Genomic DNA, 19762 nt, shown 5'->3' with positions numbered 1-19762 from the left:
AATGGAACATCCAAATTACCTGAACATTAACAATCTTAAGATAACGATCTTTCAGGCCTATTTATTTTGGGAAAATACAGATAAAAACCTGCAGAACCTGGCCCTTAGGTTGTCAATGGGGATCAAGGAGAAAACAGACCTGATCATTCTTCCCGAAATGTTCAACACCGGATTTAGCATGAATGCAGAAGCATTGGCTGAAGAGATGAATGGAAAAACAATGCAATGGATGCAGCAGATCGCACAAAAATATGAGTGTGTGGTTTGTGGAAGCCTGATCATAAAAGAAAATAATCATTATTACAACCGGCTGATCTGGATGCTGCCAGATGGTAGCTTTAGTTACTATGACAAACGCCATTTATTTGGCCTGGGAAATGAAGACAAAAACTATACCCCAGGTGAACAACAGGTAATAGTAGACCTAAAAGGATGGAAAATTCGCCTTGCTATTTGCTATGACCTTCGTTTCCCTGTATGGTTGCGCAACAAAAACCAGGAATATGATATTCTCTTAATCATTGCCAGCTGGCCGGATAAAAGGTCAGCGCATTGGAATGCACTGATTCCGGCAAGAGCAATCGAAAATCAAAGTTATGTAATCGGGGCCAATCGTGTGGGGCACGATGGAAATGAGATTTACCACAGTGGCCACTCACAATGTATAGATCCACAGGGTAAAACTGTATATTACAAGCCTGAAGACGAAGACCTGTATACCTTTAGTATCAATTATGAAGAGGTCGTAAAGACACGTAGAATCTTTCCATTCCTGAGAGATGCAGATCAATTTAAAATCATTTAACAATAGCATATATGCTTAACCGTAGAAAATTTATTAAGTCCACTGCTGCTACAGCTTCCTTGTTTGCTATAGGCAATAAAAGTGTGTCAGGAATGATACCTGCAATGGGCACAAAAGACATTAAACCGATTGTAATTTCTACCTGGGATTTTGGAATCGCGGCCAACCAGGCTGCGTGGAAAGTATTGGTCTCTGGCGGAAGAGCGTTAGATGCCGTTGAAACAGGTGTGCATGTACCTGAAGCAGATCCTAAGAACCAATCTGTAGGATACGGTGGTTTACCCGATCGTGACGGCCACGTAACGCTTGATGCATGTATAATGGATGAATTGGGTAACTGCGGTTCTGTCGCCGGACTCGAGCACATTAAACATCCTATTTCTGTAGCCAGACTGGTAATGGAAAAAACACCTCACGTAATGCTGGTTGGTGATGGAGCCTTACAGTTTGCTCTTGAAAATGGTTTTAAAAAGGAAAATCTCCTCACCAAAGAAAGTGAAAAGGCATGGAAAGAATGGCTTAAAACAGCTAAATATGCACCTGTGATGAATATAGAAAATAAACTATATGATAAGGCCGCACCTACAAAGTTACCAGGTAACCAATACAACCATGACACAATAGGTATGCTCGCTATTGACAGCAAAGGCAACATTTCAGGTGCCTGTACTACGAGTGGAATGGCTTATAAATTGCATGGACGTGTTGGAGATAGCCCCATTATCGGAGCAGGACTCTATGTAGATAATGAAGTTGGTGGAGCCACCTCTACTGGAGTTGGCGAGGAAGTCATTCGCAATGTCGGCAGTTTTTTAGTAGTAGAATTGATGAGACAGGGTTATAGTCCTGAAGCGGCCTGCAAAGAAGCGGTCATGAGGATCATTAAAAAGAAACCAGACACAGCTAAAAATATTCAGGTCGGATTCCTTGCCCTGAATAAAAAGGGAGAATATGGTGCTTTTGCAATTCAGAAGGGCTTCAGCTATGCGGTGTGTACGGAAGAAAAAAATGATTTATTGATTCCCGGAAAGAGTTATTATTAAAATAAAAACATCATGGTAAATATGGAGGTGTGCGCCAATTCTGTCAGGTCTGCTCTGGCGGCTCAGGAAGGTGGCGCTATTAGGGTCGAACTATGTGATAATTTACCTGAAGGTGGAACAACCCCAAGTTATTCACAGATTGCTCTGGCTAAAAAGGTTTTATCAATAAAGGTATATCCCATCATTCGCCCCCGGGGTGGTGACTTTCTATATTCTGATTTGGAGTTCTCCATAATGAAGGAAGATATTAAAATATGTAAGTCTCTAAACTGTGACGGGGTTGTCATAGGTATTCTAAAAGCAGATGGTAGTGTCGACAAAAAAAGATGTGCAGAACTAATTGAAACGGCAAAACCACTACCCGTGACCTTTCATAGGGCTTTTGACATGAGTAATGATCTGGAACAGGCCCTGGAAGATATCATCGAACTGGGATGTGAACGTATCCTCACCTCGGGTGGTGAATCATCTGCGCATAAAGGAATTGAAGTATTAGCCAAATTGAATAAACTGGCAAATGGAAGAATCATTATTATGCCTGGTGCAGGCGTCTCCACAAGTAACATTCAGGAAATCATCGAGGCAACAGGCGCGGTAGAGTTTCATGCCTCTGCAAAGCACGCTATAAAAAGTGATATGCAATTTAGAAACCCTAAATTGAGCATGGGCAGCATAGCTGATGAATTTAGTTATGATCTTACTGATAGTGAGACAGTAAAAAATTTAATTGAGCTGGCCAACAAACCTATATAATAATCCGCTCAAAATCTTATCTTTGCGCCACTGATGAAGCATATACGTAATTTTTGCATAATTGCACATATTGACCACGGAAAAAGCACCTTGGCTGACCGTCTATTAGAATATACCAAAACGATTTCTCAACGCGAATCGCAGGCACAGTTACTGGATAACATGGACCTTGAACGCGAACGGGGCATAACTATTAAAAGTCATGCCATACAAATGAATTATAAAGTTGGTGAAATTGAATACAACTTTAACCTGATTGATACACCGGGACACGTGGATTTTTCTTACGAAGTTTCACGTTCTATCGCAGCTTGCGAAGGTGCTCTGCTTATTGTTGATGCATCTCAGGGAATTCAGGCACAGACTATTTCAAACCTATATTTAGCGTTAGAACACGATCTTGAAATTATCCCTATTTTAAATAAAATGGATCTTCCGGGAGCAATGCCTGAAGAAGTTAAAGACCAGATTATTGATTTAATAGGTTGTAAACGCGAAGAGATCATCCCGGCATCTGGTAAAACGGGCTTGGGTATCCCAGATATTATTCAAGCTATCGTAGACCGCGTTCCTGCCCCGGTTGGCGATCCTGAAGCTCCTTTACAAGCATTGATTTTCGATTCGGTTTTTAATCCTTTCCGGGGAATTATTGCTTATTATAAAGTAGTAAACGGTGAAATTAAAAAAGGTGATAAAGTTAAATTTATCAATACTGGCAAGCAATATTTAGCAGACGAAGTAGGTATTCTAAAATTGGATATGTCGCCAAGAACAGTAGTTAAAACGGGCGACGTAGGCTATATCATTTCTGGGATCAAAGAAGCGCGTGAGGTAAAGGTTGGTGACACAATTACTACTGTAGACAGACCTTCATTAGAATCCATTCAAGGTTTTGAAGAGGTTAAACCTATGGTTTTCGCAGGAATCTACCCTGTTGATACCGATGAGTTTGAGGAGTTACGTGAAGCGATGCACAAATTGCAGCTGAATGATGCTTCCATCGTTTTCGAACCGGAAAGTTCCGCTGCATTGGGCTTCGGTTTCCGCTGTGGATTTCTTGGAATGTTGCACATGGAAATTATCCAGGAACGTCTGGAACGAGAATTCGACATGACGGTTATTACTACAGTACCCAACGTGTCTTATATCGCAAAGACCACTAAGGGCGATGAAGTTATTGTAAATAATCCGTCAGATTTACCAGATCCGAGTAAATTGGATTCTGTTGAGGAACCTTATATCAAAGCAAATATCATTACTAAAGCAGAATTTGTTGGTCCTGTAATGTCTCTTTGTATTCAGAAAAGAGGAATTATTGTCAATCAATCATACCTTACTTCAGATCGTGTGGAGCTTGTTTTTGAGATGCCTATGGGAGAGATCGTTTTCGACTTCTATGACAAACTAAAAACGATTTCCAAAGGTTATGCTTCATTTGACTATCATCAGGTTGGCTATCGCAAATCTGACCTGGTAAGATTAGACATGCTATTAAATGAAGAACCTGTTGATGCACTATCTTCACTCATTCACCGCAGTAACGCTTATGACTTTGGAAAGAAAATCTGTGAGAAACTGAGAGAACTAATCCCGCGTCAGCAATTCGAGATTAAAATACAGGCATCTATCGGTGCAAAAGTAATTGCCCGTGAAACGCTTAGTGCGCTACGTAAAGATGTTACCGCAAAATGTTATGGAGGTGATATCTCACGTAAACGTAAATTGTTAGAAAAGCAGAAACAAGGAAAAAAACGCATGCGCCAGGTGGGCAACGTGGAAATCCCGCAAACAGCTTTCATGGCAGTATTAAAATTAGACTAACCAAAATACATTCATTTCAATGCAGTTACTAGACGGAAAATTCGTATCGGAGAAAATAAAACAGGATATTGCTGTGGAAGCAGCAGATTTTTTAAGTGAAACAGGCAGAAAACCACATTTGGTAGCTATTCTGGTTGGAAACGATGGAGGTAGTGAAACCTATGTTGCCAGCAAAATGAAAAACTGTGAAAAGGTAGGCTTTCAATCTTCTCTAATAAGATATGACGTTACTGTAACTGAAGAAGAACTGCTAGGAAAAGTTAGAGAAATCAATCAGGACCCAGGAGTCGACGGACTGATTGTACAGCTACCGCTTCCAAAACATATTGATCCGGAAAAAGTTACTGAAGCAATTGATCACCGTAAAGATGTAGATGGCTTTCATCCGGTTAATCTGGGAAGAATGATGCGCAATTTACCATGTTTCATACCTGCTACTCCTTATGGCATCATGCTAATGCTTGAAGCTTACCAAATTGATACTACCGGCAAACATTGTGTAGTTGTAGGTAGAAGTAATATTGTAGGTAGTCCAATGAGTATTCTTATGGCTCGTAATGCGACGCCAGGTAACTGTACGGTTTCACTGACACACAGCAGAACCGTTAACCTTAAAGAAATGACTTTACAAGGTGACATCATCATCGCCGCTATTGGGAAAAAGAACTTTATCACAGCAGATATGGTCAAACCTGGTGCTATCGTTATTGATGTTGGTATGAACAGGGAAACCTCAACTCAAACTAAATCTGGTTATAAATTATATGGAGATGTTGATTTTGACAATGTATCCCCTATTTCATCATGGATAACTCCTGTTCCTGGGGGTGTAGGTTTGATGACAATAATCGGCTTGTTAAAAAACACATTGGCTTCCGCTAAAAAGGAAATTTATAAATAATCAGTATTCGGAAAATAAATAGCATTATTTTCCGAATATCCTTTTAATCCAGCTCTCTTTTAGACCCACATAGACTCCATCAGTTCTAATCTCAACGGGGTATATATCTATATAGTCCCCCTGCCCTTCAGCACCTCTGCCTGTCTGCAGATTATATTCCCACCTATGGATAGGACAAACTAAATATCCTTCTTTGCACCATCCCCCACTAAGTATTCCTCCCGCATGTGGACAAGTATTCTGAACAGCAAATAACTTATCCTGGTGTTTTAACAAACACATTTTTTTTCCGTTCACAACAACTTGTTTTACAAATTCACCGTCCGGTAGATCGGCTTCTATTTTATACCATTTCAGATTCATGCAATATTTAAAGTCTAAATATAAGCAACGCAATTATTTTATCTACCTTTGCAATCTTAAATATGGCACATCAAATACCAGCAGACGGCACGTTACTTCCTTTAATGGAAGAATTTTACACTATACAGGGAGAAGGATTTAATACAGGTAAGGCAGCCTATTTCATTCGATTGGGCGGATGTGATGTGGGTTGTCATTGGTGTGATGTAAAAGAAAGTTGGGATGCTGAGCTGCATCCGCTGACAAAATCGGATGATATCGTTGCCAAAGCAGATAGTTTTCCAGGTAAAGCAGTAGTCATTACCGGCGGTGAACCATTAATTTATAATCTTGATTACCTGACTCAACAGCTTCAGGAAAAAAACATACTTACTTTCATTGAAACCTCAGGTGCCTACCCTCTCTCAGGAAAATGGGATTGGATCTGCCTGTCGCCTAAGAAATTTAAAGCACCCAGACCGGATATTACTCCATTTGCAAATGAACTGAAAGTGATTGTATTCAATAAAAGTGATTTTGAATGGGCTGAGAAGTATGCAGAAACTGTTTCAGAAACATGCAAGCTTTACCTGCAGCCAGAGTGGTCCAAATCAAAAGAAATTACGCCCCTCATAATTGATTATGTAATGGCCAACCCTAAATGGGAGATTTCTTTGCAGACGCATAAATTCCTAAATATCCCGTAAAGCCGATTTTTATTTCCGCTGAATTGCAGTATATTTAAAATAAAGACAAATAGCTGCAAATGAAAACAATACTGCTTATACTTTTCTTACACCTTAGCATTCAGCAAGTTGTAGCACAGTTAAGCAAGGTAAAAAAAGCGCAAGCCAGTTTTGATAAGGCACAGGTTTATCTGAAATCCGACAACTACGATCAGGCCATACTTACTCTAAAAGAGGCCATCATTGCAGATCCTAATTTTCAATATGCTTTTATACAGATTGGAGACATAAACCGTAGAATAAAATCATTCGGAGCAGCCAAAGACGCTTATAAAAGTGCCCTGTCAATAAATGCGGATGTAGACGCAAGAGTTTACTATGGATTGGCCGAGTCAGGAATATTTACCGGTGACTATGACATTGCTTATAAGAATATCCGGATTTTTATCGAAAAGTATAAAGGAAATGACAAGGATTTTATAGTTAAAGCCAACAAGTACCTTAAAGATTGTGAATTTTCTATTTTGGCTGTTAAAGCCCCACAAAAATACAGCCCTGTTAATATGGGTAAGGAAATCAATTCCAGCTATCGTGATTATTTCCCCTCAATTACCGCAGATGGCGAAAAGCTAATATTTAGCCGGAATATTGATGGGAATGAAGACTTTTACATTTCTGAAAAAAAAACAGATACCTGGACTAGCCCGCGGGAACTCAGTGACCGGATTAACACAAAAAAATACAATGAAGGTGCACAGTCAATTTCCCCTGATGGCAAATATCTTTTCTTTACAGGATGCAACAGACCCGACGGTTTGGGAAGGTGCGACATCTACGTAAGTCACAAGCAAGGTAACAGCTGGGGCGATCCTTTTAACCTTGGAAGTCCGATAAATTCCCAATACTGGGAATCACAGCCCGCAATTAGTCCTGATGGCAGCACGCTTTATTTTGTAAGTAACCGACCAGGTGGTATTGGAGGATATGACATCTGGAAAAGTACATTACAACATGACGGATACTGGAGTAAACCTGAAAACCTGGGACCAGATATCAATACTCCTTATGATGAGCATACCCCCTTTATTCACCCTGATGGAAAAACCTTATACTTCTCTTCCGATGGATGGCCGGGCTTAGGGAACAAAGATATTTTTCTAAGTAGAATGAACGACTCCGGTAAATGGTCGAAACCGGAGAACATGGGCTATCCCATCAATACTTTTAATGAAGAAACAGGACTAATAGTTACCCCAGACGGAACTGAGGGGCTCTTTTCTTCTATTTTGGAAGGAGGATTCGGTGATATGGATATTTATCACTTCAATATGCCAAACGACAAGAAACCGCTTGCAATCACTTATGTGAAGGGCATTGTAAAAGACAGACAAACCGGCAATTTTTTGGAAGCCAAAGTACAGGTAGTAAACTTGAGAAACAAACAGGTAGAATATAATGATTACACATCCAATGAAACCGGTGATTTCTTAGCTGTAATGCCCATAGGAGGAAATTATGCCTTTAACGTCAGTGCAGATGGGTATTTATTCCATTCTGAGAATTATGAACTGAGTAATTCTTACATTAACAAGCCTTTTTTGCTGGAGATCAATATGGACAAATTGAAGGTTGGCAGTAATGTCATTTTAAAAAACATCTTCTTCAACACCAACGAGTATAATCTCCTTCAAATTTCATTTGTAGAATTGGGCACTCTGGTAGATCTATTAAAAAACAACCCAACTATCAATATTGAAATACAGGGTCATACCGATAATGTTGGAAACGATGAAAGTAATATGAGACTTTCTCTTCAGCGTGCAAAATCAGTTTATGATTACCTTACAAACAACAAAATAATCGCCGAAAGATTAACTTACAAGGGATTTGGAGAAACCAAACCCATCGCACCAAATGATAGTGAAACCGGTAGAAAGCTCAACCGGAGAACATCATTTCTAATCACCAGACTATAAATAACTATACGTACGATCAAAAAAAGCGGTTAAATAACCGCTTTCCTTATTTTAATCAGTTTCACCAGCAAATCTTCTAGCAAATCAAGATGAAGCATATTGGCACCATCAGATTTTGCATTGGCTGGATCAGGGTGTGTTTCAATAAATAATCCATCAGCCCCTACTGCAATGGCTGCCTTTGCGATAGTACCGATCAGTTCGGGTTTGCCACCTGTAACACCACTGCTTTGATTAGGCTGTTGTAAAGAATGGGTACAATCCATTACTACAGGAACCTCGAAACCCTGCATTTCAGGTAAGCCTCTATAGTCTACGATTAAATCCTGGTAGCCGAATGTATTCCCTCTGTCAGTAAGTATAACTTTATTGTTCCCGGCTTCTACTATTTTCTCAACTGCAAATTTCATGGAACCAGCAGATAAAAACTGTCCTTTTTTTACATTCACCACTTTCCCTGTAAGAGCGGCGGCGATTAACAAATCTGTTTGTCTACATAAAAATGCAGGAATCTGTAATACATCCACGTAGGCTGCTGCCATCGCAGCTTCTTCATGAGCATGAATATCTGTTACTGTGGGCACATCAAATGTAGCTCCTATTTTTTCCAGAATCTTAAGTGCTTTTTCATCTCCTATACCTGTAAAAGAACTTCCTTTTGAACGATTCGCTTTACGGTATGAGCCTTTGAATATATAAGGAATCTGCAATTTATCTGTAATGGTAACTATTTTTTCTGCTATACGCATAGCGATATCTTCGCCTTCTATAGCACATGGGCCAGCCATCAAAAAGAAATTACCGGAATTGATATGTTTTAGTTTATCTAACTCGAAATTGATCATTGTGTTTTTTAATTGTTAATTACCTAATTCAGACATGAACTTTATACGCATCAGCTGTATTTCTTCACGTGAATAATCGGTCTCACCAAGTTCTTTTAGGGCTTCATCAATTGAATCGTTCTCTGCTGATTGAAAGTAATCAAATACTTCATCCTGGCGATCCTCATCAATGACCTCATCTACAAAATAACTTAAGTTTAATTTTGTACCGGAATTTACAATCGCTTCAACCTCTTTCAAAATATCATCATAAGTGATACCTTTTGATTTAGCAATATCTTCGAGTCCTATTTTCCGGTCTATATTTTGAATAATAGAAACCTTGAGCTGTGACTTATTAGCCTGTGTTTTTATAATCAGATCGATAGGCCGTTCTACATCATTATCTTCCACATACTTTTTTATCAATTCAAGAAAAGGACCTCCAAACTTAAGCGCTTTTCCATTACCTACTCCCGAAATCTGCTTCAATTCATCCATTGCAATAGGATAATGTGTACACATTTCTTCAAGTGAAGGATCCTGAAAAACAACAAATGGAGGCACATTTTTTTGCTTCGCGATCTTCTTTCTCAGATCTTTTAATAACTGAAGTAATTGCGTATCTAATGTACCACTACCATGCTTCACGTCATCCTCATCATCATCTGCGGCACTTTCTATTGGTTCATTCAATACGAATTTCAGGCTGTAAGGACTATCAATAAACCCTATGCCGGCATTCGTTAGTCCAAGCAGACCATAATTATCAATGTCCTTAGACAAAAAATTATTAAGTACAGCCTGCCTGATTAAAGACTTCCAGTGATTTTCACCTTCTACTGTTCCAATACCAAACTCTGGTAGTTTACTGTGTTCGTATGCTATCGTCTGAGCAGTTTCAGTCCCCATAATGATGGCCAAAATATGGCTGTCATCAAACTTCTCTCCTATTTTTTTGATCAGCTTAAGCAGAATCATCAATGACTCTTCTGCTTCAAATTGTTTTTTAGGCTTTTTACAGTTGTCACACATACAGTTACAACCAGTCTCGTTGAAGTTTTCTCCAAAATAATGAAGAATCTGTTTTCTTCTGCAAACACCCGATTCAGCGTAGTCAATGACTTCCTTTAATATCTGAGTACCAATTTCACGTTCAGATACAGGTTTGTCTTTCATAAACTTAGCCAGCTTATCTACATCTTTTTGTGCATAGAATGCGATGCAGATTCCTTCACCACCATCTCTTCCTGCCCGGCCTGTTTCCTGGTAGTAACCTTCCATACTTTTGGGAATGTCGTGATGGATCACAAAACGCACGTCTGGCTTATCTATTCCCATACCGAAAGCGATTGTAGCTACAATCACTTCCACATCTTCCATCAGGAATTTATCCTGAGTATCTGCACGTACTTTAGGTTCCAGCCCCGCATGATATGGAAGTGCCTTTATACCATTTAAGTTCAGTGTTTCAGCAACCTCTTCTACTTTTTTACGGCTCAAACAATAAATGATACCTGATTTGCCGGTATTGTATTTGATGTATCTGATGATCTCTTTAATGACATCACGCTTCGGACGAATCTCATAAAACAGATTAGGTCTGTTAAATGACGACTTAAACAACGTGGCATCAGACATTTGAAGATTTTTGATGATATCCTGCTGAACTTTAGGTGTAGCTGTAGCTGTTAAAGCAATAATAGGAATATCCTCCCCAAGTCCTTGAATTACCTGCCTGATTTTACGGTATTCGGGTCTGAAATCATGTCCCCATTCCGAAATACAGTGTGCTTCATCAACAGCAACAAAAGATATTTTGATCAATTTCAAAAAATCAATATTGTCTTGTTTGGATAGTGATTCAGGAGCTACATACAAAAGTTTTGTCTGTCCACTCAGCAGATCACTTTTCACCTGGGTGATTTCTGTTTTATTTAAAGAAGAATTTAAGAAGTGTGCAATGCTGTCGCTTCCGCCAAAAGCACGCAATTGATCTACCTGATTTTTCATCAACGCAATCAGCGGTGATATAACTATGGCAGTTCCCTCTTCCATCAAAGCAGGCAACTGATAGCAAATGGATTTCCCCCCACCCGTAGGCATTATCACAAACGTATTTCTTTTTTCAAGAATATTGGTGATGATAGACTCCTGATCACCTTTAAAATTATCAAAACCAAAAAAGGTTTGTAAGTTGTCAAACAACGACTTTTTCACATCCATTTCGTGTATAAAATATTCAGTGCTATTTTTACTTCAAAATAACATAATTTTGCACTAATTCAAAGCATCAATATACTAATAATTTCTGTTTGAAAAGTAAAAAATCTATTATAGACAACGCAATTAACACGTTACAACTGGAAGCTCAGGGGATTCTCGACTTAATTCAGCATATAAATGATGATTTTGTCGAGATAATTAACCTTATTCTCGAAAGTAATGGTCGTGTAATTGTAACCGGAATAGGTAAAAGCGCAATTATAGCGCAAAAAATTGTCGCCACTTTTAATTCCACCGGCACTCCTTCTGTATTTATGCACGCAGCAGATGCAGTCCACGGAGACCTGGGAATGATCCAAAAAAACGACATCGTCATCTGCATCTCAAAAAGTGGAAATACACCTGAAATAAAAGTACTCGCCCCTCTTCTTAAACAATCCGGAAATATCATGATTGGCATGGTGGGACAGATTAATTCAGATCTCGCCTTACAGGCAGATTATGTATTAAACACTTCAGTTGAGAAAGAAGCCTGTCCACACAATCTAGCACCAACAACCAGCACGACGGCCCAACTTGCAATGGGTGACGCCCTGGCTGTATGCCTGCTTCACGCGCGCAATTTCAACGAAAATGATTTTGCCCGTTTCCATCCGGGAGGTTCGTTAGGAAAAAGACTTTACTTAAAGGCCGGCGACATTGCGTTAAAAAATGAAAAACCACGCATACACCCTACTGCTTCTGTAAAGGATGTCATAATAGAAATTAGTCAAAACCGTTTAGGTACGGTCGTTGTTATTGAAAATGATACGATCCTGGGAATAATAACTGATGGAGATATTAGAAGAATGCTAGAGAAACATTCTAACTTAGCAGACATTACTGCAAAGGATTTAATGAGCAGAAATCCCAAGAGCATTGAAAAAGAAACGTTGGCAGTACAGGCACTTGAACTAATTAAGAATAACAACATCACACAGTTGCTCGTTACTGATAATGGAAGTTATTTTGGCATGATACATTTACACGACCTTCTTCAGGAAGGTATAATTTAGAGATACGCGATTACCAGATATGAATAAAAATAATTACGCCTTAATAATGGCCGGTGGCGTCGGAAGCCGCTTTTGGCCGGTAAGCAGAACTGAATACCCTAAACAATTCATCGATTTTTTTGGCGTCGGAAAGACCCTGATCCAAAGTACTTACGACAGGTTTCTAAAAATTTGTCCTCCTGAAAATATCTTCATTGTCACCAATGAAATATACACTGATATCATCAAAGAGCAACTTCCGGATTTAAATGCAAATCAGATCCTTGCAGAACCTATCATGAGAAATACAGCTCCCTGCATTTCTTATGGCTCTACAAAAATTGCCCGGCTCAATCCCGATGCAACAATAGTGGTGGCCCCGTCAGATCATACCATTACCAATCAGGATGCTTTTATATCCGCCATTGAGCAATCGCTGACAGCGGCTTCCCAAAATGACTGCCTAATTACCCTGGGGATCAAACCAAGCAGGCCTGACACAGGATATGGATATATTCAGTATACTGAAAATCGCTTAAAAACTGACGATCAATTACATAAAGTAAAGATATTTACAGAAAAACCCAATTTAGAACTTGCAAAGTCATTCGTACAAAGTGGTGACTTTTTATGGAATGCAGGAATATTCATCTGGTCAGCAAGGTCTATAAACAAAGCCTTTTCCAAACATTTACCGGACATGTATGAAATATTCCAGCAAGGGGCTCATATATACAATACGGAAAGTGAGTTAGAATTTATAGGCAATGCTTACCAGCAGTGCACTAATATCTCTATCGATTTTGGCATTATGGAAAAAGCCGACAATGTTTACGTTCTTCCCGCTGATTTTGGCTGGTCTGATCTGGGAACATGGGCTTCCATTTACGACATAGCTGAACATGATTATGTTGGCAACGCAGTGATTCCTTCGGAAAAGGTAATGATGTTCAATTCGTCAAACTGTATGGTAAATGTCCCGAAAGACAAGCTTGTGATTCTCCAGGATCTTCATGATTATATCGTCGTGGAATCTAATAATACGTTATTGATCTGTCCAAGATCAGAGGAACAGAGCATTAAACAGATCGTGGCTGATGTCAAATCCAAATTCGGCGTCAAATACATCTAACAAAACTCATTACATAAAAAAGGGCTGTATAAATCGATATACAGCCCTTTTTTTATTCCGATCAATTAAAGGGTCCTTTGTCTGATGGCTTCATACAATATCACACCAGCAGAAACAGAAACATTCAGAGAACTGATCTCTCCTATCATCGGTATTTTTGCTAAATGGTTGGCCATTCGCATAATTTCATTTGATATTCCCTCGTCTTCTGCTCCCATCACAATTGCGGTTGGAGCTGTATAATCAGGAACATAGATTAAATCATTCGTTTTTTCAGTACATGCCACAATCTGCAAACCACAATCTTGCAGATAAAGTGCTATCTTCTGAAGATTAGGATGTCTGCATACTGGTATTGTAAATAACGCACCTGCAGAGGTTTTTATCGCATCTGCATTGATCTGCGCTGAATTTTTGGTCGGTACGATAATGGCATGCACACCGGCACAAGCAGCTGTTCTCGCTATCGCCCCCATATTTCTCACGTCTGTAATTCCATCAAGAATCAATACCAAAGGAACTTCGCCTTTCTCATAAATCACAGGAACAATATCTTCAATTTTCTGAAAAGAAATGGCTGAAATTACAGCAATAACACCCTGGTGATTTTTCTGGGTCATCCTGTTCAACTTCTCGACAGGAACATTGTGAACCGGAGCATCCACCTCTTTTAACAAGGCTTTTAGTTCTAGAATGATTCCGCCTGTTAATCCACGCTGAATGTAAATACTCTCAATATCTTTACCTGCTTTAATCGCCTCTATAACAGCACGTATACCAAATATAAACTCATTATTTTCTTTAGGTCTTCCCGACCTCCTGGAATTTTCCATCTCATTGCAAATTGAGCTGCAAAAATAGTTCAAAAAATGGGATTATTTGAACCTTATTTTCCAGATGCTTCTTATCCGCTTATCCACATATTCCTGTTAGCAATTTCATAAAACAAACCAAGCCCCTAAAAATTGACTGATATTTCAGCTGTTAGAATGTGTATAAAGAATTTAAGAAGGCACCTTATTTTTGTATATTTTTGTACCCTATGATTACGGACAACGGAAAACAGGGACAGGACAAAGGCAGTTACAATGCCAGGAAAAACAGGTTAAGTAATTCTATGAATACCCTGGGAAAAATACCCCCTCAGGCTATTGATCTTGAAGAAGCTGTACTTGGAGCCTTAATGCTTGAAAAAGACGCATTGTCTACCGTTATCGACATTTTAAAGCCTGAGGTATTCTACCATGAGGCACATAAAAAGATTTTCGAAGCCATCCAAGGCTTATTTCAAAAATCAAAGCCTGTTGACATCCTGACCGTAACCTCTGAATTACGCACATTAGGTCTGCTGGAAATGGTCGGAGGAGCCTATTACATTACAAATCTGACCAATAGGGTTGCTTCTGCCGCTAACATAGAATTTCACGCCCGTATCATATCTCAAAAATACATCCAAAGAGAACTGATCAGAATTTCTTCAGAAATCATTCAAAATGCTTATGAAGATACCACTGATATTTTTGATCTTTTGGACCATGCCGAGAAGAACTTGTTTGACATCGCTCAAAACAACCTGCGCAGGGATACCCAAAAGATGGATGAGATCATCAAACAATCACTTGCTACGCTTGAAGAGCTTCGTGGTAAAAGTGACGGACTCACAGGTGTACCTTCCGGATTTACTGATCTCGACCGCATCACTGGCGGATGGCAACCTTCAGATCTTGTCATCATTGCTGCCCGTCCTGCGATGGGTAAAACAGCTTTCGTTCTGACATGTGCCCGTAATGCTGCTGTAGATTTCAAAAGACCGGTAGTAGTATTCTCTCTGGAGATGTCCTCTGTTCAGCTGGTAAATCGTCTCATATCGGGTGAGACAGAAATAGAACAGGAGAAGATCAGAAAAGGTAACCTTGCCGAATGGGAATGGCAACAGTTGCACAGTAAGATCGGAACTTTAACAGAAGCACCTTTATTAATAGACGATACGCCAGCCCTTAACATCTTTGAATTCAGGGCCAAATGCCGTCGTTTGAAATCACAATACGACCTGCAGCTGATCATCATCGATTACCTCCAGTTAATGCATGGTAAAGGAGAAGGTCAGAGTGGAGGCGGAAACAGGGAGCAGGAAATTGGTAGTATCTCTAGGGCCCTTAAATCTGTAGCTAAGGAATTAAATGTTCCGGTACTCGCACTTTCTCAGTTGAGTCGTGCGGTAGAAAGCAGACCCGGAGCAAACGGAAAAAGACCGATGCTGTCCGACTTACGTGAATCCGGTTCCATTGAGCAGGATGCCGATATGGTACTGTTCTTATACAGACCTGAATATTATGGCATTACAGAGGATGAGCAAGGTCGTTCACAGGCCGGTATAGGTGAGGTAATTATCGCGAAACACCGTAATGGTGAAACCGGTATTGTACCGCTAAGATTCATCGGGAAATACGTTAAATTTGCAGATTTGGAAGAAAACTTCTCAGCACCAACTTCCTTTTCTATGGAAAGTTCTGGTGCCGGAATGCAACCATCCCAGGATTTTGACAGACCCGCCGGTAATGTCATCATCAAACCGTCACGCATGGATGACATGCATGACGAGGATGCTCCGTTCTAGTTAAAGAAAATAGCCCAATAGTATTCCCGCAAGCACAATAAACGTCGGACTGATTTTGGTGAAATTCAAAATCAGGAATGTGGATATCAATATACCAATGGCCAAAAGATCTAGGCCAACCGGCTTCACAAGCAAAATAAAGGCGGCTATTATAAAACCAACACTAACCGCATTGATACCGGAGAGGGAATACTTTATTCTTCCCACTTTTTTCAGATCTTCCCAGAAAGGAACAATCAGGAGTACCAAAATCAACCCAGGAAGGTTTATCCCAAGAACTGCTACAGCTCCTCCGAGCATCTGCCCTGTTAGCCCATATCCAAAATTCCGCATACTCAATGCACCTACATAACTGGTAAATGAAAATGTAGGTCCCGGAAGGGCCTGTTGCAATGCGAAACCGGAAAGAAAACCCGGAGCGGTTAAATAATGCTTCATCTCCACAAATTCTGTAAACATCAAAGGCACCAGAACTTGTCCACCACCAAATATCAAGATTCCGTTACGGTAAAAATTCTCAAAAAGCCTGATCGGAAGACTAAATGGAGAGGTCCTGTTGATAATGGCACCAAGGAGCGCAAAAAACAAAAGCACACTCACAAAGTAGATCAGCTTTTTTCTGTTGATATTAGAAAACAGTTTTACCCTGATCGCACTCTCTTCCTGTGGCGTCTCCAGTGCTGAGGATATCATACCTCCTATTAAGATGGCCATAGGAAAAACATAAGCATTCCTAAGTACCAGCGTTGCGATAACAGCCGAAACAGCGAGAAATATAGAAACCTGCGATACCAAAACCCTTCTTGAAAGGTTATATGCCCCATAGGCCACTATTCCTAAAGCAATTGGCTGGATATATTCCAGGATCTCCGTAAACTTTTGCTTTTGATCGAGCTTAGCGAAAGTGATCGCAGCAAAAGTCATAACTGCCGCTGAAGGTATAATCCATATGAAAAAGGTAAACAGGGATAGACGCAAGCCCCCAACCTTATAGGCAATACCGACAAGCGTTTGTGTTGAGGCTGGTCCTGGCAACACCTGCGCCAGGGCATTCAGCTCGAGCAAATCCTCTTCAGAGATAAATCTTACATCTTTTACAAAATACTTGAGTAGCAGTGAAAGGTGTGCCTGGGCTCCCCCAAACGCGGTAAAGGTAAACAAGAAGACATTTCTGATAAATAAAAGCTGTCGTTTATTCATCTGATCACCATTTAGTCGTCTTCATAATCCAAACCTGCCGCCGAATTATAAGCGCCCTGAAGTTCTGAAAAAGCATGCATATCACGTTTATTTCTCGCTGCAGTCATTCCAAGCTGGTAAATTTCTATCGCCTTTTCTTTGCTATCTGTTTTTTCATAGAGCTTACCAAGATGATAGTAAGTGCCTACGTATTGCGGATGCTCCGCAACTAGTTTTAAATAATACTCAAATGCCTTTTCAATGTCATTTGATGAATTGTATTCCGTCGCCAAGGCGTATAAAACGAAGGGATCATTAGGATCGCTGTCTAAAAAGTTTAATAACTTCTCTATTCGGGTACTTTGCATTTTTTATCCCTGCTTTTTTAATTAGATTTGCAAAAAGACTATTAATCAGCTCAGCTAAATAATAGCTTCATTACCTTTAAAAATCAATATGTAAACTTATGAAACCATCATCAGCATACAAAAGAATTCAAGTAACTAAGCTGATGATAGCTTCATTACCTTTAAAAATCAATATGTAAACTTATGAAACCATCATCAGCATACAAAAGAATTCAAATAACTAAGCTGATGATAGCTTCATTACCTTTAAAAATCAATGTAAACTTATGAAAATATTAGTTTGTATCAGTAATGTGCCAGACACAACCACAAAAATAACTTTTACTAATGATAATACACAATTCAATACAGCAGGGGTACAATTTATTGTAAATCCTTATGATGAAATTGCGTTATCAAGGGCTATTGAACTTTGTGAAGGTGGTAAAGGTACAGTTACGGTGATCAATGTTGGTGAAAGCCAGACAGAACCAACAATAAGAAAAGCGCTGGCTATCGGAGCTGATGATGCTGTACGTATCAACGCTGTACCGAGAGATGCCTATTTCACTGCTTACCAGATTGCTGAATATGCTAAAACTACAGATTTTGACATGATCCTTTGCGGTCGCGAATCAATTGACTATAACGGATCTCAGGTAGCTGCAATGATTGGTGAATTTCTTGATATTCCATCAATATCTATCATTAAGAAACTTGATTATGACGGAACTACAGCAACCATAGAAAGAGAGATTGAAGGTGGTAAAGAAATTGTTTCTGTTAGCGGAAAATTTGTAGCAAGTTGCGCTGAAGGAACTGCAGAACCTAAAATCCCAAATATGAGAGGAATTATGTCTGCCAGAACAAAACCACTTCAGGCTATAGAGGCTAAAGAAATTGAACAGGTTTCTAAAATTAACTCTTTTGAAACCCCTCCTCCTCGCGGAACAGTTAAACTGGTTCCTGCTGAGGAAACAGCGAAATTAATTGATCTATTACATCAGGAAGCTAAGGTAATCTAAACCTAAGCACTTAATACAGTTTAAATTTTTAATAAAGATCCTATGTCAGTTTTAGTATATGTAGAACAAGTTGATGGCAAATTTAAGAAATCAGTTTTCGAAGCTGTATCTTATGCAAAAGCCATTGCAGATAATCAAGGTGGTAATCTAACCGCAATAGCTATTGGTAACGTTGATGAGAGTGAACTTAAAGCACTTGGCACTTACGGTGCATCTAAAGTGCTGAATGTAACAAACGACCAGTTAAAGAATTTTGTAAACCAGGCTTATGCCTCAATTATAGCGGAAGCCGCGAAAAAAGAAAATGCTGATGTTGTAGTATTGTCCAATTCCTTTTCCGGAAAAGGTCTTGCTCCACGTGTTGCCGTTAAACTTAAAGCTGGTCTGGTTGACGGAGCCGTAGAACTTCCGAAAACCGATGGTGGTAAGTTTTCTGTAAAGAAGATTGCTTTCTCTGGAAAAGCTTTTGCCATTACTGAATTAACTTCTGCCGTTAAGGTGATTGCCTTAAACCCGAATGCATTTGGCGTAAAAGAAACTGCTGGAGACATTGCCATAGAAAGCTTTAGTCCTGAAGTGAAAGCTACAGATCTTACTGCTATTGTAAAAGAAATCGTGAGGGCAACCAATAAAATTTCATTACCGGATGCAGAACTTGTTGTTTCAGCAGGACGCGGACTAAAAGGTCCTGAAAACTGGGGAATGATTGAAGAACTGGCAGATTTACTCGGAGCAGCTACAGCATGCTCTAAACCTGTTTCTGACGCAGACTGGAGACCTCACTCTGAGCACGTTGGACAAACCGGCATAGCCATTAGTCCAAACTTATACATCGCCATCGGAATATCTGGTGCTATCCAGCATCTTGCCGGTGTAAGTTCTTCAAAAGTAATCGTCGTGATCAATAAAGATCCTGAAGCTCCTTTCTTCAAAGTAGCTGATTATGGTATCGTAGGCGACGCATTTGAAGTTGTTCCAAAGTTAATAGAAGCATTAAAGGTACATAAAGGTTAATTAAATACCCGGCCGTCGGAATTACCGACAGCCGGGT

General features: G+C 39.6%; 18 protein-coding genes. 12 read left to right on the top strand and 6 right to left on the bottom strand.

Annotated elements, in window-relative coordinates:
- The first annotated feature begins 1 nt into the window (after position 1).
- The 5 genes from R2Q78_RS01440 to R2Q78_RS01420 are packed head-to-tail and all read left to right on the top strand — an operon-like array spanning position 2 to position 5323.
- The gene (locus tag R2Q78_RS01440) at positions 2 to 805 is read left to right on the top strand and encodes a nitrilase family protein (RefSeq protein WP_316788198.1); all 804 of its coding nucleotides are present in this window, start codon (positions 2 to 4) and stop codon (positions 803 to 805) included.
- A gap of 11 nt (positions 806 to 816) precedes the next feature.
- Entirely contained in the window at positions 817 to 1848 is a 1032-nt protein-coding gene (locus R2Q78_RS01435; protein ID WP_316788196.1) for a N(4)-(beta-N-acetylglucosaminyl)-L-asparaginase, read from the top strand.
- 12 nt (positions 1849 to 1860) lie between these two features.
- Positions 1861 to 2601 (top strand): copper homeostasis protein CutC, encoded by a 741-nt coding sequence (locus R2Q78_RS01430; protein ID WP_316788195.1) that lies wholly within the window; start codon positions 1861 to 1863, stop codon positions 2599 to 2601.
- Between the two features lie 33 nt (positions 2602 to 2634).
- On the top strand, positions 2635 to 4422 hold the full coding sequence (gene lepA / locus R2Q78_RS01425) for a translation elongation factor 4 (RefSeq protein WP_316788193.1): 1788 nt from the start codon (positions 2635 to 2637) through the stop codon (positions 4420 to 4422).
- Positions 4423 to 4441: 19 nt separating this feature from the next.
- Positions 4442 to 5323 (top strand): bifunctional 5,10-methylenetetrahydrofolate dehydrogenase/5,10-methenyltetrahydrofolate cyclohydrolase, encoded by an 882-nt coding sequence (locus tag R2Q78_RS01420; protein ID WP_316788191.1) that lies wholly within the window; start codon positions 4442 to 4444, stop codon positions 5321 to 5323.
- A gap of 24 nt (positions 5324 to 5347) precedes the next feature.
- Here R2Q78_RS01420 and R2Q78_RS01415 read toward each other — a convergent pair whose 3' ends face one another.
- Complete coding sequence (locus R2Q78_RS01415; protein WP_316788189.1) at positions 5348 to 5686, bottom strand: Rieske (2Fe-2S) protein; 339 nt, start codon at positions 5684 to 5686, stop codon at positions 5348 to 5350.
- Positions 5687 to 5748: 62 nt separating this feature from the next.
- Here R2Q78_RS01415 and R2Q78_RS01410 point away from each other — a divergent pair, with 62 nt between their 5' ends.
- Positions 5749 to 6372, top strand: a complete 624-nt coding sequence (locus R2Q78_RS01410; RefSeq protein ID WP_316788187.1) for a 7-carboxy-7-deazaguanine synthase QueE — start codon at positions 5749 to 5751, stop codon at positions 6370 to 6372.
- A gap of 59 nt (positions 6373 to 6431) precedes the next feature.
- Positions 6432 to 8327 (top strand): OmpA family protein, encoded by a 1896-nt coding sequence (locus R2Q78_RS01405; RefSeq protein ID WP_316788185.1) that lies wholly within the window; start codon positions 6432 to 6434, stop codon positions 8325 to 8327.
- 29 nt (positions 8328 to 8356) lie between these two features.
- On the opposite strand, the gene kdsA is transcribed toward R2Q78_RS01405, so the two are convergent.
- Both kdsA and recQ read right to left on the bottom strand, forming a co-directional pair.
- On the bottom strand, positions 8357 to 9172 hold the full coding sequence (kdsA, locus tag R2Q78_RS01400) for a 3-deoxy-8-phosphooctulonate synthase (RefSeq protein WP_316788183.1): 816 nt from the start codon (positions 9170 to 9172) through the stop codon (positions 8357 to 8359).
- Positions 9173 to 9187: 15 nt separating this feature from the next.
- A complete protein-coding gene (recQ, locus tag R2Q78_RS01395) occupies positions 9188 to 11377 on the bottom strand; it encodes a DNA helicase RecQ (RefSeq protein WP_316788181.1) in 2190 nt (729 codons plus the stop codon).
- 89 nt (positions 11378 to 11466) lie between these two features.
- On the opposite strand from recQ, the gene R2Q78_RS01390 reads away from it, so the two are divergent.
- The gene (locus R2Q78_RS01390) at positions 11467 to 12432 is read left to right on the top strand and encodes a KpsF/GutQ family sugar-phosphate isomerase (RefSeq protein WP_316788178.1); all 966 of its coding nucleotides are present in this window, start codon (positions 11467 to 11469) and stop codon (positions 12430 to 12432) included.
- A gap of 19 nt (positions 12433 to 12451) precedes the next feature.
- Complete coding sequence (locus R2Q78_RS01385) at positions 12452 to 13543, top strand: mannose-1-phosphate guanylyltransferase (protein ID WP_316788177.1); 1092 nt, start codon at positions 12452 to 12454, stop codon at positions 13541 to 13543.
- A 65-nt stretch (positions 13544 to 13608) separates the two neighbouring features.
- Here R2Q78_RS01385 and rlmB read toward each other — a convergent pair whose 3' ends face one another.
- Entirely contained in the window at positions 13609 to 14376 is a 768-nt protein-coding gene (gene rlmB, locus R2Q78_RS01380; RefSeq protein ID WP_316788176.1) for a 23S rRNA (guanosine(2251)-2'-O)-methyltransferase RlmB, read from the bottom strand.
- 209 nt (positions 14377 to 14585) lie between these two features.
- Between rlmB and dnaB the strand changes: the two genes are divergently transcribed.
- Positions 14586 to 16160: a replicative DNA helicase gene (gene dnaB / locus R2Q78_RS01375; protein WP_136834774.1), complete on the top strand. Its 1575-nt coding sequence runs from the start codon at positions 14586 to 14588 to the stop codon at positions 16158 to 16160.
- Here the strand turns inward: dnaB and chrA are convergent, their stop codons facing one another.
- Entirely contained in the window at positions 16161 to 17360 is a 1200-nt protein-coding gene (chrA, locus tag R2Q78_RS01370) for a chromate efflux transporter (RefSeq protein ID WP_316788173.1), read from the bottom strand.
- A gap of 11 nt (positions 17361 to 17371) precedes the next feature.
- Complete coding sequence (locus R2Q78_RS01365; RefSeq protein ID WP_136834772.1) at positions 17372 to 17707, bottom strand: tetratricopeptide repeat protein; 336 nt, start codon at positions 17705 to 17707, stop codon at positions 17372 to 17374.
- A 266-nt stretch (positions 17708 to 17973) separates the two neighbouring features.
- On the opposite strand from R2Q78_RS01365, the gene R2Q78_RS01360 reads away from it, so the two are divergent.
- Together R2Q78_RS01360 and R2Q78_RS01355 are read left to right on the top strand one after the other, a co-directional pair.
- Complete coding sequence (locus R2Q78_RS01360; RefSeq protein ID WP_316788171.1) at positions 17974 to 18711, top strand: electron transfer flavoprotein subunit beta/FixA family protein; 738 nt, start codon at positions 17974 to 17976, stop codon at positions 18709 to 18711.
- Between the two features lie 42 nt (positions 18712 to 18753).
- Complete coding sequence (locus tag R2Q78_RS01355) at positions 18754 to 19725, top strand: electron transfer flavoprotein subunit alpha/FixB family protein (protein WP_316788169.1); 972 nt, start codon at positions 18754 to 18756, stop codon at positions 19723 to 19725.
- Positions 19726 to 19762: the final 37 nt, after the last annotated feature.

Origin of the sequence: Pedobacter frigoris (assembly GCF_032678645.1) — a bacterium.
Classification (GTDB): Bacteria; Bacteroidota; Bacteroidia; order Sphingobacteriales; family Sphingobacteriaceae; genus Pedobacter; species Pedobacter frigoris_A.
This window is presented reverse-complemented; position numbering and strand designations above follow the sequence as displayed.

What these genes read in the sequence shown, in the direction of transcription:
- R2Q78_RS01355 (WP_316788169.1), top strand. Translation starts at nt 18,754, where the DNA reads ATGTCAGTTTTAGTATATGTAGAACAAGTTGATGGCAAATTTAAGAAA.
- R2Q78_RS01405 (WP_316788185.1), top strand. Translation starts at nt 6,432, where the DNA reads ATGAAAACAATACTGCTTATACTTTTCTTACACCTTAGCATTCAGCAA.
- kdsA (WP_316788183.1), bottom strand. Translation starts at nt 9,172, where the DNA reads ATGATCAATTTCGAGTTAGATAAACTAAAACATATCAATTCCGGTAAT.
- R2Q78_RS01410 (WP_316788187.1), top strand. Translation starts at nt 5,749, where the DNA reads ATGGCACATCAAATACCAGCAGACGGCACGTTACTTCCTTTAATGGAA.
- R2Q78_RS01440 (WP_316788198.1), top strand. Translation starts at nt 2, where the DNA reads ATGGAACATCCAAATTACCTGAACATTAACAATCTTAAGATAACGATC.
- R2Q78_RS01435 (WP_316788196.1), top strand. Translation starts at nt 817, where the DNA reads ATGCTTAACCGTAGAAAATTTATTAAGTCCACTGCTGCTACAGCTTCC.
- R2Q78_RS01430 (WP_316788195.1), top strand. Translation starts at nt 1,861, where the DNA reads ATGGTAAATATGGAGGTGTGCGCCAATTCTGTCAGGTCTGCTCTGGCG.
- R2Q78_RS01365 (WP_136834772.1), bottom strand. Translation starts at nt 17,707, where the DNA reads ATGCAAAGTACCCGAATAGAGAAGTTATTAAACTTTTTAGACAGCGAT.
- recQ (WP_316788181.1), bottom strand. Translation starts at nt 11,377, where the DNA reads ATGGATGTGAAAAAGTCGTTGTTTGACAACTTACAAACCTTTTTTGGT.
- R2Q78_RS01385 (WP_316788177.1), top strand. Translation starts at nt 12,452, where the DNA reads ATGAATAAAAATAATTACGCCTTAATAATGGCCGGTGGCGTCGGAAGC.
- dnaB (WP_136834774.1), top strand. Translation starts at nt 14,586, where the DNA reads ATGATTACGGACAACGGAAAACAGGGACAGGACAAAGGCAGTTACAAT.
- R2Q78_RS01420 (WP_316788191.1), top strand. Translation starts at nt 4,442, where the DNA reads ATGCAGTTACTAGACGGAAAATTCGTATCGGAGAAAATAAAACAGGAT.
- chrA (WP_316788173.1), bottom strand. Translation starts at nt 17,360, where the DNA reads ATGAATAAACGACAGCTTTTATTTATCAGAAATGTCTTCTTGTTTACC.
- R2Q78_RS01360 (WP_316788171.1), top strand. Translation starts at nt 17,974, where the DNA reads ATGAAAATATTAGTTTGTATCAGTAATGTGCCAGACACAACCACAAAA.
- lepA (WP_316788193.1), top strand. Translation starts at nt 2,635, where the DNA reads ATGAAGCATATACGTAATTTTTGCATAATTGCACATATTGACCACGGA.
- R2Q78_RS01415 (WP_316788189.1), bottom strand. Translation starts at nt 5,686, where the DNA reads ATGAATCTGAAATGGTATAAAATAGAAGCCGATCTACCGGACGGTGAA.
- rlmB (WP_316788176.1), bottom strand. Translation starts at nt 14,376, where the DNA reads ATGGAAAATTCCAGGAGGTCGGGAAGACCTAAAGAAAATAATGAGTTT.